Here is a 14,824-nt window from a genome sequence, read left to right on the forward strand (position 1 = left end):
GCTTGCTGCTGTTCTGGCGGTTGAACCGGCAACAAATAACTCGATTAGTCTGTTTTGTTTATACCAACTTAGTTTGCTTTTTCTCATAGTGCTATCCTAAATAATTTTACTTATCTAGGACAGCCCCAAAGAGAATTACACCTCCTACCACCCCGCCTAGTAATCCATAAGTTCCTATCACCTTACCTTTAGGATAGATGGGTACAGTAATTGTAGCGTTGATATCAACTTTACTCATAAAAACCCCTCTTTAGGTTTCACATGAAACAAAGAATCCTATGATGAAAACTACGTTTCACATGAAACAACCTTCATAAGTATCTATGACTTTTGCTCTTCTAAAGCTTGCTTCAGTGTTGGCTGTTTGAAATCATAACCTGCGTCCTGTAATGCTTGCGGCACTACTTTTTGACCATCAATTAGTAGCGTCGACATTTCACCAAAAATTAGCTTAAGTAAGAAATTTGGCAAGGTAAAAAATGTTGGACGGTGTAGCCATGCTCCAAGCGTTTTGGTAAAAGTATGATTGGTCACTGGATTAGGCGCAGTGAGGTTATACACCAGCACTGGCGTATCATTGATAGTTTCTAACGAGTGATCATCGGTAGTCTGAGTGTCCGCATAATTAGCAAGATGCTTTTCAATGATGAATATCACCGCCCCAACCCAGTCTTCACGACTGATCCAGCTCATGATTTGTTTGCCATCACCTAACTGTCCACCAACGCCCATTTTAAATGGGGTTAATAACTTACCAAGCATCCCGCCATCAGGATGGATAACCACCCCAGTGCGCACGATAGCCACAGGCACGCCATGTTTAGTGGCTTTGAGCGCTAACTGCTCCCATTCATGACATAATTGATGGGCAAAATCAGTTTCAAAACCACTGCTTTCGGTAAGAGGTTTATCGCCTTGTGCGCCATACCAGCCAATCGCAGAGCCGCTGACCATTAGCTTGGGCTTAATACTGGTGCGCTTAATAAATGCCAATAAGGATTCGGTAGGCTTGATACGGCTGGCGAGCAACTGCTCCTTGCGCGCATCGCTCCAGCGCGAGTCAGCAATGCCTGCGCCTGCTAGATTTAAGATAACATCAAAGCTTTTATCCGAACTCGCTAGCTCATCGTAGGTCATCATGCTGATCGCTTCAGGATGCGTTTGGCTGCTATCGCGTGTTAGCCATGTAATGTGTAAGTCCTTATCCTGCGTACGATAACGTTTGATAAGCTCGTCACTAAAAGCACTGCCTAAAAAGCCTGAGCCACCACTGATTAAAATATTCATGTCCTACTCCCTATATTTTTCGCTTATCTTTTAGTAAAACTTAATCCGTTATAGTTATCGTCTACTTTTTCAGTACTAACATCAAAATGACTTTTACATACTTTTGGTAAAGCAATGCGGCTGGCAATCGCTGAATTGATTGCGCCAAACAATCCTATACCAATCATAAAGGCCAGTAGCACGCCAACCTCTATCCATGAGTTGATGCCTAAATATAGGATGATTGCACCCATATAACCTGCTGACGTTATAAACCCCACTAAAAATGTCGTGCTTAGACTCTTATGATCACCGCGCCATATATTCTTATAAGCGACGATAACACCCGTTAATAAAGCAGGAATAAAACCAAGCAGACCAACATATAGCAATGGCTGATAACCAATCTGCGCAAAGTCCGCATTCCTAAAAACAAACAATAAACCCAGTTCTGAAATCAACCCACCAATCATACTACCAAGCCCTGCAAACAAAATAATCACTTGTAGATAAGGATACACACCTAACTCATTATTCGTTTTCATTCTATTTATCCCATTAACATTCATCGTTAATTCAGTATAAATACGGCGTTGCCAAAGCCAATGAAATTCATGTGGATAATTGGTGGATAAGTATCTTGATTTTGTTTTGCCTACTGATTAAGCAAAACGCTTACGAATAGGACAGTCACTATCATTACTATTTTGAGATTTATTCTTTAATTGGTTCCAACGATGATTAATAAAATCTATGACGTTAACCATACTTGGCAATACATGTTCTTTGGTCAGATGTGGCGTTGCTGCATCTAAACGCTTGGCAAGCGTCGGTAAATGATTGGATGGCACAGCAGGAAAGAGATGATGCTCTACGTGATAAAGCAAATTAAAGGTCAGCAAGTTGACCAAAGGATTGCGCTCAGTTCGGGCGATTGTCTCATCACAATCATGATGCACGCCCCACACCGCAATGATGCCAACACTGGCATTGGCCAACATCATGGTCAATATGTGATACATCAATACTTGCGCTAACATGGTCAGAGCAGGAACAGTTAAAGGAAATACGGTCAGTACGAAGGTAACCAAGACAACTAAACCAATCAAAGCAAACTCTAGCCACGCCAATTTTTGATTGCGACGGCTACTTAGACGCAGTCCTTGACGATAAATATCGAGTCGATAAGTTATCCCGCCGAGCAGCGCTTGCCACCATGAGCCTTTTGCTAGACTGCCCTCAATGTCACTATCGCCCAATGGATTGCGGTGATGTTCCATATGGGTGGCTCGAATGCTGTGCAAACTGGTCATTAGTAGTACGCTGAGCAACAGTAATATTCCAGTAGTCGTGCTTTTAGCTGTCCCTAAACTATGATGATAACCATCATGGGCTTGGCGGAAAGCAGCAGCAAAAAATAAGTAAGAAGTCCCGCATGCTAAGACATACCATGAGTGGCTGGCGAACCACCAAGACAACAATAAAAACGGATAAGGCAAAATAACGTTGTAAGCGATTTGACCGCGCGTTAACTGGCGCAAGTCTTGCCACTCGACTGCAGCAACAGCCTTTTTAATGGCTGGCTTTTTATTAGCGTGTGTCTGATTGACTGTCATTTTACACATCCATTTGTTATTACTATTTTTTGTTGCTGCTATTTTATAGAAACTTATCTCACTTAAACTTAACTGGCTTTTATAGTTATTACATATATTTCTGTCAAAACAGAAATTGTATTGCAAATTTTTTATTTTAAATTACACAGCTATTAACGTAAAACCTTTTTAATACTAGCGCCTAGTTTTAGGACTTTTTTGAGGATGCTTGTGGGCAGTTTAAGCATCTCAGATGACCATGTGGTTAGGGTACTAACGAATTCTTGGGTATCACGGATACGTGACTTTACCTCATTATTTTCATGTTCAAATTCAGGACTGTCCATCAATTCTTGTAAGAACTGCACAGTTGGCTCAAGCTCACGCTTTTGTCGTTCAACCACAATGATGCGTGCCAGCTCCCAAACGTCAGTATTGGTCGTGAAGTGATCGCGACGATCGCCTAATATGGAAACCTTTTGTACTAAGCCCCAATGCTGCAACTCTTTAATACTGTTTGAGACGTTAGAGCGAGCAACACCAAGTGTTTCGGTGATTTCTTCAGCATTTAATGGCTTACCAATGATGAATAACAGCGCATGAATCTGTGACATGGTGCGATTAACACCCCACTGCGAGCCCATTTCACCCCAATGTAAGATAAATTTTTCAGTCACAGGATTTAGTTTCATGATTAATGTGTACTCTAATTTATAAGTTTTGATTATTTTATTTACTTATCTTGCGCTATTCTTTTATTTCTGTCAACAGTGAAATTAAGAAGTAATATTCATCGTTTGGTTGAAGGTTATGCGCTAACGAATAACTAAACCCGTGGTTGCGTCACGAATTTGGCTCGGTAAAGTATAGCCTAGAGTGTCAGCCTGCAAGTAGCTGATTTGCTCGCCAAAATACCCATACGCATCAGTGAAAGTCATAGCAGGCGGTTGTCCTGATGGATTACAGCTTGTGGAAACCAATAGCCCAAATGGGTTTTGAACGTCGACCAGTTGTTGGCACAATTGACGAATCATAGGATGCGCAATAACTCTAACCGCCACTGTTTGATGCTGCCCTGTGATCCAAGGAGGGATAGTCTTTTCAAGTGTCTGAGGGATAGGTAGTAGCCATGTATGGGCTTGCTTACCTTGTAGCTCTATACTGTCAGTATCTGCCTGCCAACTCTTGATGATTTGTTGGCGCTGACCTTCTTCTAAAGGCTCTAGTAACGGCTTTAAACGCTCAGCACTGTCAGTAATGACGATCATGCCTTTGGCTTGTGGACGCCGTTTAATAGATAAAATACGTTGAACGGCTGCTTCGTCATAAGCGTCACAACCGATACCCCAAACGCTTTCGGTGGGATAAGCAAGTAGCTGTCCTTCTTTAAGCCATTTGGCAGCTTGAGTGACAGAATCAGTAGTAAAAGATGTAGATTTTTCCATGGTTTGAAGGCTTCAAAAAGGTAGAAATTTAAGCACTCATCATAACATAAGACTGAGAAAAATTAGGGCAGCGAAGTTTAAAGCGACCTTATTAGCAGCTACCTAGGGCGTGTCATCAATCAGCACATTAGTACGTTTAGTGGTCTTAAAGTGGCTAAATTTTGCTAAACATCGTCAGTAATTTTGTCAATATGTTCATATTAACGGCAATTACTTCCTTGTTTATCTACAATTTTTCTCATTTTAAGCCTCACAATCTAATTGATGACACGCCCTAGATTGTACTGTCGTCAATCACTTGGCAGTAGATAGGTGAAAAGCCTAAAGCGATAGAAAGTACAATTTTAGACGCGCAAATACCGTCCGGCTTGCACACTAATGATGCCTAATAATTCAAGCTCCATTAACTGTCCAATCAGCTGCGGTGTGGCAAGTTTGGTAGCGATAATCAGAGCATCTAAATCCTGCCCGTGCCAATCAAGCTGCTCATACACAAGCATCAAATGCTCTGGTACGACGATAGCACTGGGAGAAGGTTTAATATTGGATGATGCTAGCTTGCCAGTATCTGCAGTAGAACTGCTAACGTTTTCTGAAGGTTTTTCTGTCTGACTACGATTCAATGTAGATAAGACATTTGATTGAAATGAATGACTGTTATATGGCAACTGACTATTGATATCCTCTAGCACTTGCTGCGGATGATAAATTAAAGTCGCACCTTCACGTATCAGGTGATGACAGCCTTCTGCATTGCTATTATCAATATGACTTGGAATGGCAAAAACTTGCTTACCCTGCTCCGAGGTTAAACGCGCGGTAATCAGCGAACCACTCTGAATGGTCGCCTCCGTCACAATCGTTGCTAAGCTCAATCCAGCGACCAAACGATTACGCCGTGGAAACGTATGCTTATGTGGCATTGTATGCGGCAACAACTCACTAATAATACAGCCGCCTTGCTCAATTATTTGGGCAAACAATTTATCATGATGATTGGGATAATTGACCTCAATACCCGTACCCATTACCCCAATCGTTCGACCTTGATATTCAGCATCTGCCTGTGCTAAAGCGCCTAGATGTGCTCGTTTATCGACACCCATGGCAAGACCGCTGGTGATGATATAACCAGCTTGCGCCAAATATTGCGCGATATCAAAGGTGATTTTTTGGGCATGGGCAGTGGGTTTTCGGCTACCGACGATCGCAATTTGCGCTTGACGCAAACGCGCTTTATTGCCTCGGTAAAATAATAAGGGCGGTGGGTCATAGATTTGCGAGAGCTGTGCGGGATAATCAGGCTGGTCAGCAAATAGCAGACCATAGCGCCCTTCGATGAGCGCTTGCTGAATTTTATCGATGCTGGCTTGCGTTTGCTCTGGCTGTTCATGACGGGCAAGATGGCTATGATGAATACCCAATTGCCGCCAAGCATCTACTTTGGCGTACCAAGCAAGCTCTGCTGTGCCAAAAGAAGTAATAAGCTTATGATAAGCAGATAATGATGCATTCACCTCAGTCCACAGCGCCAGTACTGCGCGCTGCTCATCTGATAAAGAAGAAGTAACTGCCATCATAATCATCTAGCTCGTATAGGCTAAGTTAGTATATCCCGTCCAAAAATGAGCATGTTCTCACTTATAGTGTACTCATTTATAGATATGGCGGTGGTAACAGCTGGTCGCCGACGTTTAATGGTAGCTCTGAATCAAGCACATAAGCATAGCTAATATTATCGAAAGTATTGAATACCATGACCATACCGCTTGGCTCATTTGGTAAGCGTACTGGCGTGTCATTGTCTTTGGTATCGCGGATCAAGGCCCCTTTTTGATAGACAGTCAATACATCACCAGGCTTAGCACCATGGGTACTACCTAAATTGATAGCAACGACACTACCCTTCGCTGCTGAGCTGATTGAGTCCATGACTCGGACAATCATACCACCACGACTGACCGTTGCAGGGGCTGGATAAAACACAGGTGGGATAGAGTTATTCAACTCAACGAATACGCGATCACCTTCACGTACTTCTTTGTCGTAACTGTCGGTGAGCTGCAAACTGCTGACGCCGTTGGTTTCTGTCGAAGTAACCAAACCCGTCGCAACTTGCGTGACCTCTAAACCGATAACTTCTTGGGTTTTTGGCTCAACATATAGCTCTCCTTCACGGTAGATACCATAACGCTGACCGACGATCAGTGGCACACCTTTGGCATATACTTTATCGCCACTAGCGGTAATTAAGTTGCCTTTTTTAGAGGCCAATATATAAGGCGTGGTATTAAAATCTTGTGGATTAACGATGACTGTCTTATCTAACCAGTGTTGAATAGCAGACCACGGAAGCGGTGGAATACTATTGGCTGTTGAAGTGACTGAGACTGTGCTAGATACCACGTTACCCGTTAACTGCTTTTCAACCCCAGCACAACCTTCGCCAGTATCAACACCAATTAAGATCTTACCTTGAATCACGCATAAGATAAGGATGTCGTTAGGATAAATAAGATTGGGGTTTTTGATTTGCTTATTGGTTGCCCAGATCTCTTTCCAGCGCCACGGACTGTCTAAATAACGTCCTGATATGTCCCACAACGTATCGCCTTTTTTGACGATATAGCGATTGGGCGCATCCGCTTTGATGGCTGGTGGTGGATTGTTAGCGTGGGCAGCACTCATTAGCATTGCACTACTAAATGTCGTGATTAACAGTGCTTTTGCTATCGCTTTTAAGCTCATCTTCATTGTTATATCCACAATATGTACCGCTGTTGTCGCCACAATTAGTACCATTTAGATCTATTACTTAACCTTAATCTTTGACTGTCATTGAAATAGTGACAAGCAATGAGGGTCGTAAAAGGACTTAACCGTACGATTATCATGACGCTTATAGGGCAGCTGTTCAGTGTAATTGGCGGGTATGATTACTAAAAAAGCGTCTAGCAAAATCATGAGTCGCCGACGCTGTTTCTAATATTACAATTATATCTACCATAACACAATCATAAACACTTTATTACAATGGCGTAACCTTTATATGAATATTATTTCTATAGTTCCTCATTGAAATTTATAGACTTCCTCATGAAAATAAGCATTAAAATCAACTCTGATTTATGCTGGATTTGGTATCACATGCTGACGAATTTGCTCAGCAACCAATTCGGCATCATTATCAAGCACCACCACATGCTGCGGTAAGCTCTCTAAACCTTCGGTATGGGCTGGGCGTGCGATTTCTATCGGTCCAATAGCTTCGATGATCGTATCGGCAAATTTCACTGGCAGTGCGGTTTCGGCACAAACAATCACCTCTCCCGCGCGCTGTAATTCTTTGGCAACCTTGATACCATCAGCCGTATGGGGATCAACCAACTCTCCATGCTGCTCATAAAGTGTTTTGATAGTGTCGAGACGGTCGGCATGAGTAGATTTACCCGCAGCAAAACCGTAGCGAGTGTTGACCGCCTCCATTAGGTCAGACAAATCAAAGCCTTGACCAGATTTCACCCCTTCAAATAACTCATGAACGCGGGCGCTGTCTTTATCTAATAAGAGATAAACAAAACGCTCAAAGTTAGAGGCTTTAGAGATATCCATCGATGGGCTTGACGTGATATAGGTTTTATCAGTCGGACGTGGCTGATAAGCACCTTGATTAAAGAAGTCGTTGAGTACATCGTTTTCGTTGGTTGCGACGATTAGACGATCAACTGGCAGCCCCATTTCACGTGCAATGTGACCGGCACAAATATTACCAAAGTTGCCTGATGGTACGCTAAAACTAACCTTTTCGTCGTTACTTGAAGTCACAGCAAAGTAAGCTTTAAAATAATAAACGATTTGCGCTAGGATACGACCCCAGTTAATAGAATTAACCGTACCTAAATTATAAGCCGCTTTAAACTCCGCATCCTGTTGTAGCGCTTTAACGATATCTTGGCAATCATCAAACATGCCTTCGATGGCGATATTATGGATATTATCATCGGTCAGGCTATACATCTGCGCGCGCTGAAATTCGCTCATTTTGCCGTGTGGTGACAGCATAAAGACTTCGATGTTTTCTTTACCACGCAGGGCATATTCTGCTGCACTGCCTGTATCACCACTGGTCGCACCAATAATGGTGATGCGCGCGTCTTTCTTCTTCAGTACATATTCGAAAGCATTACCTAAAAACTGCATGGCAACATCTTTAAACGCTAACGTCGGACCGTTCGACAAGCCTAAAATGTATAAGTTATCTTCAAGTTTGCGGACAGGAACAATCTCATCAGAGCCAAATACCTCAGCAGTGTAAGTGCGCTCAATGATATCTTGCAAATCAGCGGTAGGAATATCGGTGGCAAAGCGCTGCATAATCGCCAGCGCCAGCTGTGGATAGCTTAGCGTGCGCCATTCAGTCAGCGTCGCACTATCAATATTCGGATAATGCTCAGGCAACATCAAACCACCGTCTGGTGCAAGACCCATTAATAGCACATCACTAAAATCCATCGGCGCTGTCTGACCACGGGTACTGATATATTTCATTAGATTGTCCTGTCTATAATGAGATGATTAATTAAAACAGTTTATTCAGCAGTTTTTTGCAGCAAGGCATAATAAAAACCATCGCCGCTCTCGATATTAATGGGCAAACACTGGCGACCAATCGCCTGTTCAATACCCCAATTACAATCGTCGCTAAATTCAATGGCTACTACATTGTTATAGTAAGTCATGAAATCCTGCATTTGCTCGACGTTCTCTTGCTTTAGGATAGAGCAAGTGACATATAGCAAATAACCGCCAACCTTAAGTTGTGGCCATAGATTATGCAAGATATCCGCTTGTAAGAGTGCCGTTTGCTCAACGTCTTCTTCGGTACGCAAGATACTGATATCAGGATGACGACGGATTACGCCAGTCGCCGTACAAGGTGAATCTAATAATATAGCGTCAAATACGAGTTTGCTCTTTTTCTTACCAGCGCCTTGCCATGTCGTTGCATCAGCACAGACAATATTGAGTTCGATATTTTTCTCAGCTTGCTGTAAATCGTGCTGACTTAAGTTCAAGCGCTGTAAATTGGTATGAATGCGCTCGATACGCGGCGCTTCATTATCTATCGCAGTCAGCTTCACTTTCGAAACCAGAGAAACAGATTCATCGTTTTGTTTCACGTGAAACAACGAAGACTCATTTGAGCTGATTAATTCTAACCAATGAGCAAGCTTACCACCCGGCGCTGCACAAGCATCTAAAATGCGGATCTCGTTGTTATTGGTGTCTATATCGCCGTCTGCATCATCGCTTTTAACACTCAGCTTATTAATTAAAGCGTTATGAATAAGCGGCGCGGCAAGCTGAGCATGCATATCTTGTACACTAGCAGCTCCTTCAGCGAATTGCGGTAAGGCATTGACTGCGGTACTTTGATGTAATCTTAACCCTTTGGTTAATATGCTATTAGATGCGGCTGCATCCGATGAGCTGGCTAAATTAAAACCACTCGTTAGCTCAACCAAATCTGCTTCAACTTCAAATTCCACCAAGGCTTGCTGATAATCCTCTACCGAGGTAACCGCTGTATTCACGCGTAAAAACATCGGTGCAGGTTGACGTAACCCTTGCATCAGATCGTCATACTGCTCACTCCAATCTTGCTTAAGCTGATAGGCAAGCCAATTCGGTAAGCTGTGTTTTTTATCACATTTCTTACGGAACTTACTTGGGTTCTTAGCGACTTTACGCAAAATAGCATTAATTAAGCCCGTCGCGTGCGCAAATTCGATTTCTTTTGCTGCTTCAACCGTTTCATGAATCGCCGCATGGTCAGCCACTTGCAAATAAAGCAGCTGGGTTAAACCTACTTGAATCGTCGTACGTACTTCTTTTTCATCAATAGAGTTATCAGCCAGACTATCGAGTAGACGCTCAAGGGCGTACCATTGGCGCAACGTGGTTAGCAATAGCGCATGGGCAAAACCTTTATCACCGTCATGCAAACTGTTTAATAGCGGATCAAGGACGCTCGCTAGCGACTGACCATTTTGAATCGCCAGTAAAGTGCGAATCACGCGGACGCGGACGCTACCATTCATGATAAGGTTACTTGACGGTTTGAGCTTATTGTTTCTTGGCGCAGTGCTTCTCATTAAATTGAATTTCCTTGACGTCTAACAATTAGCGTCTGATAAAAGTTGGATTGTTTGGTATTAAATTAAAAATATTAAAATAAATAAGGTTAAGCGGTATTAAACTGATTTAGGAGCAATTATTTTGAGTCTGCTGTGAACTGGTCACCATCATTCAGTTGGTTGCCATGGCAGATTTGCTCGGCTGTCATCGGTTTACCACCAGCAAACTGTAATTCGGTAATGGCTAAAGTGCTGGCTTGCAGTTTTTCGAGACCATTATCAATATTACTATCATGACCACAAGCTACCAATATCGCTTTGCGTCCAACGCTGATGACTGTACCAGCAGGCTGATTGGTTTGCTGCGACGGATTCACAGGCAGACTTGCTAAAATCTTGACACGCTGCCCTGCCAAAAAAGTATAAGCACCTGGCCATGGCGTCAGTCCACGAATTTGTCGCTCAATTTCAGTAGCGGATTGTGTCCAGTTGATTTCGCCTTCGGTTTTGACCAGTTTTTCAGCATAATTGGCTTGACTGTCATCTTGAGGTACAGCCTGTGCTTGATAATGTGGTAAGTCCTTTAGCACGGTAATAATGGCCGTCGCACCAAGCTCAGCCATTTTATCATGGAGGCTGGCAGCTGTATCATCAGCCTTAATAGGTGCGCTGACTTTATAAAGCATGTCGCCAGTATCAAGCCCTTTATCCATCTGCATAATAGTGATGCCGGTCTCACTATCACCCGCCAATAATGCACGGTGAATAGGTGCTGCACCGCGCCAGCGTGGTAATAAGGACGCATGAATATTGAGGCAACCATAAGTCGGTGTGGTCAATACACCAATCGGCAATATCAAGCCATAAGCCGCGACAATCATCACATCTGGCTGATAACTACGCAGAGTCTCACGTGCGATCAACCCTTCACTACTAGATTTTTTAAAGGTGAGAGGCTGCTCGACGGCAATATCATGAGCCAATGCGACTTGCTTTACTGCAGAGGCCGATAATTTTTGACCCCGTCCTGCCTTACGGTCGGGTTGCGTATATACAGCGACGATGTCTATATTCAATGCTTCTTGCTGGCTGATAAGCGCCTCAAGACTAACGGCGGCAAACTCAGGAGTGCCAGCAAAAGCAACTCTTAAGCGCTTACTAGATGAGCAATCTTTCGTCGTAGATGGCATGGATAAATCGGAGGCAGAAGCAATTATAGTCATAAACAGGCATTATATAGGGTTGATTGACTCATTATAGGTGAGTTTACGATGTTGTGCCATGGTTGTAATAACGGTAATCGAGCGTTACCAATGATACGGTTTGTCTTTATAATAGAAAGCAAGAAGGGCGCTCTTATTGATGAGTTTATTTACAAAACAATGCGTGATTGAGCGATATTCCACTGCCATTCACCATTTTTTTCTAGATAATAGCTGTAAAACCGTAAAAGATAAAACGGCTTGAATAAACCAGCTACTGTGCCAAACTGATGACTTACTCACTATGTTTCTTGTGTCGATATAGGACCACGCTTTCATGCAACAGTTTCAGTCCTTACAGCGCTTACTCATATTTTATGCACTGACCTTGCTGGTCATGTTGTCTATCTATTATTTTGCGCTGTTTCACGAGATAAAAAAACACAGTGAACAACACAGTATCGATACTTTCCATACATTGCAGTATGAAGTTACTGAACGTGATGATCTTCTAAATCCTGACATTAAAAGGATTTTAGAAAAACCCGTATTTGAAGACATAAGCTATCAGCTGGTTTTTATGATGCCCTCTGGGCAGACTTATATCCATCGCCATACTCAGCCCAATGAGCGTGCTTTTGCTAACGTTACGTTTCCTATCATTAGCTCATCCCCTTCTAATAACGGCAGTCATAGTGCTTACACGCTTAATAATCGCAACTTAACCGGCACCATTAAACTCAAAAGTGGTCATCAGCTTTATATTATATTGCGCCATAAGCCGCTGATCATTGACTGGATATCTTATCGCTACTGGTTGCCATTGATGGCAGCGATCATGCTTTTTATTATCGCTTTGCTGTATATGCTCAATCGTCGCACCAATTGGGAACAGCTTCTGATTTATACGGACAATCTAAGTAGCCACGCAAAAGAAGCCTATAGTCCGCCGCCTTTTTTGCAAAAAAAATCTACGCCTGAGTTTCTACGTTTAGGCCATGCGCTGAGCCGTGTCAGCTACCAGTTGCATAATGACTATCGCCGCATTAAAACCCTAACACATCGTCTTGAACGTTTGGTTGATCAATCCCCTTTACCGATGCTGATGATCATGCGTCATGGTCAAATCAGCTTTTTCAATAAACGCTTTGAACAAATATTCATGTCTTTACCGCAAAGCGATAGCAACTATGAACTGACGAATTTTATCGCGGGTAAAGATGAATCCACGCAACGATTGCTGCAAACATTAGCCAACCTACGCGTCACTCGTACCTTAACAGTCTATGGGTTAGAAAATGAACAGGCTTACCAATTGCACGTTACGCCATGGTTTGGTGAACATGGTCAGGTTCACGGCTTTACCGTACTGCTGAATAATGTTAATGAATTTGCCAGTCAAATAGGGCAATTACAGCAACAAAATCAACGGCTACAACGCCAAATTAATGAATTTAATACGATTAAATCGACGATGGGTCATGATTTGCGCCTGCCGTTAGAAGCAATGATTGACACGCTAGAACCGATTGATCCTGAGACATTGACTGCTGCGCAGAATGACATTTTAATATCCTTAATTAAAAGCAGTCAGAGTATGCTCACGACACTTAATAATGTGCTAGACATTGAGGAAATAGCGGTAAGAAAAACCCGCCTAAGCATTGAGCCTGTTGATATTTATAGACTGGGGCAACAGGTCAGTCAGTCATTTATAGAAAGGATAAGGCAGCAAGGGCTTGAGCTGCTGTATTTTTTTGCACCTGACAGTCCGCGTTGTATTGATACAGACCATCAGCGCCTACAGCAAATCTTATACGACTTATTAGATAATGCAGTGAAATTTACCACTTCTGGCTATGTATCACTGACCATCGAAACAGTCAGTAATGCAGAGCTATTAGCAACAAAAAACCGAAGCTTAGTAAATCTTAATAAAGACCTTACACTGATTAAAAATAGTCAAATCAATAAAGACAATCCCAATCATGCCTCACACGACTGGATTCGTTTTAGCATAAAAGACAGCGGTATGGGCATCGATATAGCGAAGCAACATCAACTGTTGGTTCAGCTTAATAAAAGCAGCAATCAAAACACCCATCGAAACGTTAATTACATTCAAAAGAACACGACTGGGCAAGGCCTAGGGTTAAATAACGTCAATAGTTTTGCGCGATTATTGGGTGGTTTTATTGAAATAAAAAGCACGATGACAGCAGGCAGCAGTCTGAATCTTTATCTGCCTTGCAGACGTCCAAATTATCAGCCTATTTATCATCATAGTCAGCATTTGACTCATATCCATCTAATAGCAGTGATTAAACAACCACTACGTGCCAAACATCTGCACGATTTTTGCGCATATTTATCGATGCCAGCTACTATCTACACTTCTATAGATAAATCAGATCTACAACAATTAAACGAAAAACTGGCACAAGACGAGCAAAGACTCGCCCCTATCTTGCTATTAGATTACGAATATTATGAAACCCTCTCTATTGCTTCCGCTAATCAGGCGATAGGGAATGATGATAGACAACAAGCATTAAATACCCTACTCGATAATCCGTCGCTACCAAAGATACTACTTAGTATGAAACCTGAGCGCCGTATTCCCTCTATATTATTAGATAAATATGAAGGATTCTTGAGCAAACCATTAGATGCGACTTTATTGCTCTCTGAATTACTGCGCTTAACCTTACCAGCGAGACAGAAGCTAGTTCAAGCCATAGAGATAAAAGAAGAGAATAAGCAGCTAGCAAACGAAGCAGATAAAGCTGCTAACGAGAATGTATTGCCACTTATTTTGGTAGTAGAAGACAGTCCAACCAATCAGAAAATAACGTGCAAGATATTGAGTAAACTTGGTTATCGTAGTGTGGTCGCAGAAGATGGTCAGCAAGCGTTAGATATGCTACAACAACAGCGTCAAGATATCTCACTCATTTTGATGGACTGTCGCATGCCTGTCATGGATGGGCTACAGGCTACCCAAGCGATTCGTGCGCAAGGCGATAAAATTGCGATTGTGGCGCTAACTGCGAACAATACCAAAGAAGATCGCGACGCTTGTATAGAAGTAGGAATGGATGAATTTTTAGCCAAACCGATCAATAAAAAAGAATTAGAGTCGGTTTTACAGAGCTTCATAAAATCATGACAATCTATAA

Annotated in this window: 12 protein-coding genes and 1 pseudogene; 1 reads left to right on the top strand and 12 read right to left on the bottom strand. The window is 42.5% G+C overall.

All coding sequences use genetic code 11. The features are described 5' to 3' along the window. The 12 genes and pseudogenes from JMW94_RS05095 to fmt form a co-directional block, all read right to left on the bottom strand. Nucleotides 1–87, bottom strand: a pseudogene (locus JMW94_RS05095) (IS1595 family transposase); the annotation flags it as partial. 19 nt (nt 88–106) lie between these two features. Next, entirely contained in the window at nt 107–238 is a 132-nt protein-coding gene (locus tag JMW94_RS14990) for a hypothetical protein (RefSeq protein ID WP_265088305.1), read from the bottom strand. An 83-nt stretch (nt 239–321) separates the two neighbouring features. Then, nucleotides 322–1,287 carry a TIGR01777 family oxidoreductase gene (locus tag JMW94_RS05100; protein WP_201602287.1) on the bottom strand — a complete coding sequence of 322 codons (966 nt, stop codon included), beginning with the start codon at nt 1,285–1,287 and terminating at the stop codon, nt 322–324. A 23-nt stretch (nt 1,288–1,310) separates the two neighbouring features. Then, nucleotides 1,311–1,811: a hypothetical protein gene (locus tag JMW94_RS05105; RefSeq protein ID WP_201602289.1), complete on the bottom strand. Its 501-nt coding sequence runs from the start codon at nt 1,809–1,811 to the stop codon at nt 1,311–1,313. Between the two features lie 117 nt (nt 1,812–1,928). After that, complete coding sequence (locus tag JMW94_RS05110; protein WP_201602292.1) at nt 1,929–2,882, bottom strand: fatty acid desaturase; 954 nt, start codon at nt 2,880–2,882, stop codon at nt 1,929–1,931. A 152-nt stretch (nt 2,883–3,034) separates the two neighbouring features. Then, nucleotides 3,035–3,553 (bottom strand): GbsR/MarR family transcriptional regulator, encoded by a 519-nt coding sequence (locus JMW94_RS05115; protein ID WP_045447558.1) that lies wholly within the window; start codon nt 3,551–3,553, stop codon nt 3,035–3,037. 123 nt (nt 3,554–3,676) lie between these two features. Then, entirely contained in the window at nt 3,677–4,306 is a 630-nt protein-coding gene (locus tag JMW94_RS05120; protein ID WP_201602295.1) for an L-threonylcarbamoyladenylate synthase, read from the bottom strand. A gap of 344 nt (nt 4,307–4,650) precedes the next feature. Next, a complete protein-coding gene (gene dprA / locus JMW94_RS05125) occupies nt 4,651–5,886 on the bottom strand; it encodes a DNA-processing protein DprA (protein WP_201602320.1) in 1,236 nt (411 codons plus the stop codon). Nucleotides 5,887–5,962: 76 nt separating this feature from the next. After that, nucleotides 5,963–7,060, bottom strand: coding sequence for a LysM peptidoglycan-binding domain-containing protein (locus JMW94_RS05130; RefSeq protein WP_227685426.1), 1,098 nt, complete (start codon nt 7,058–7,060; stop codon nt 5,963–5,965). A 372-nt stretch (nt 7,061–7,432) separates the two neighbouring features. Continuing rightward, entirely contained in the window at nt 7,433–8,854 is a 1,422-nt protein-coding gene (gene thrC, locus JMW94_RS05135; protein ID WP_201602337.1) for a threonine synthase, read from the bottom strand. A 41-nt stretch (nt 8,855–8,895) separates the two neighbouring features. Then, a complete protein-coding gene (locus tag JMW94_RS05140) occupies nt 8,896–10,461 on the bottom strand; it encodes a transcription antitermination factor NusB (protein ID WP_201602340.1) in 1,566 nt (521 codons plus the stop codon). A gap of 119 nt (nt 10,462–10,580) precedes the next feature. Then, the gene (gene fmt / locus JMW94_RS05145) at nt 10,581–11,633 is read right to left on the bottom strand and encodes a methionyl-tRNA formyltransferase (protein ID WP_413786186.1); all 1,053 of its coding nucleotides are present in this window, start codon (nt 11,631–11,633) and stop codon (nt 10,581–10,583) included. A 349-nt stretch (nt 11,634–11,982) separates the two neighbouring features. Here fmt and JMW94_RS05150 point away from each other — a divergent pair, with 349 nt between their 5' ends. Next, a complete protein-coding gene (locus JMW94_RS05150) occupies nt 11,983–14,814 on the top strand; it encodes a response regulator (protein ID WP_201602346.1) in 2,832 nt (943 codons plus the stop codon). Nucleotides 14,815–14,824 lie beyond the last annotated feature (10 nt).

This window comes from Psychrobacter immobilis (genome assembly GCF_904846185.1).
Taxonomy (GTDB): Bacteria; Pseudomonadota; Gammaproteobacteria; order Pseudomonadales; family Moraxellaceae; genus Psychrobacter; species Psychrobacter immobilis_B.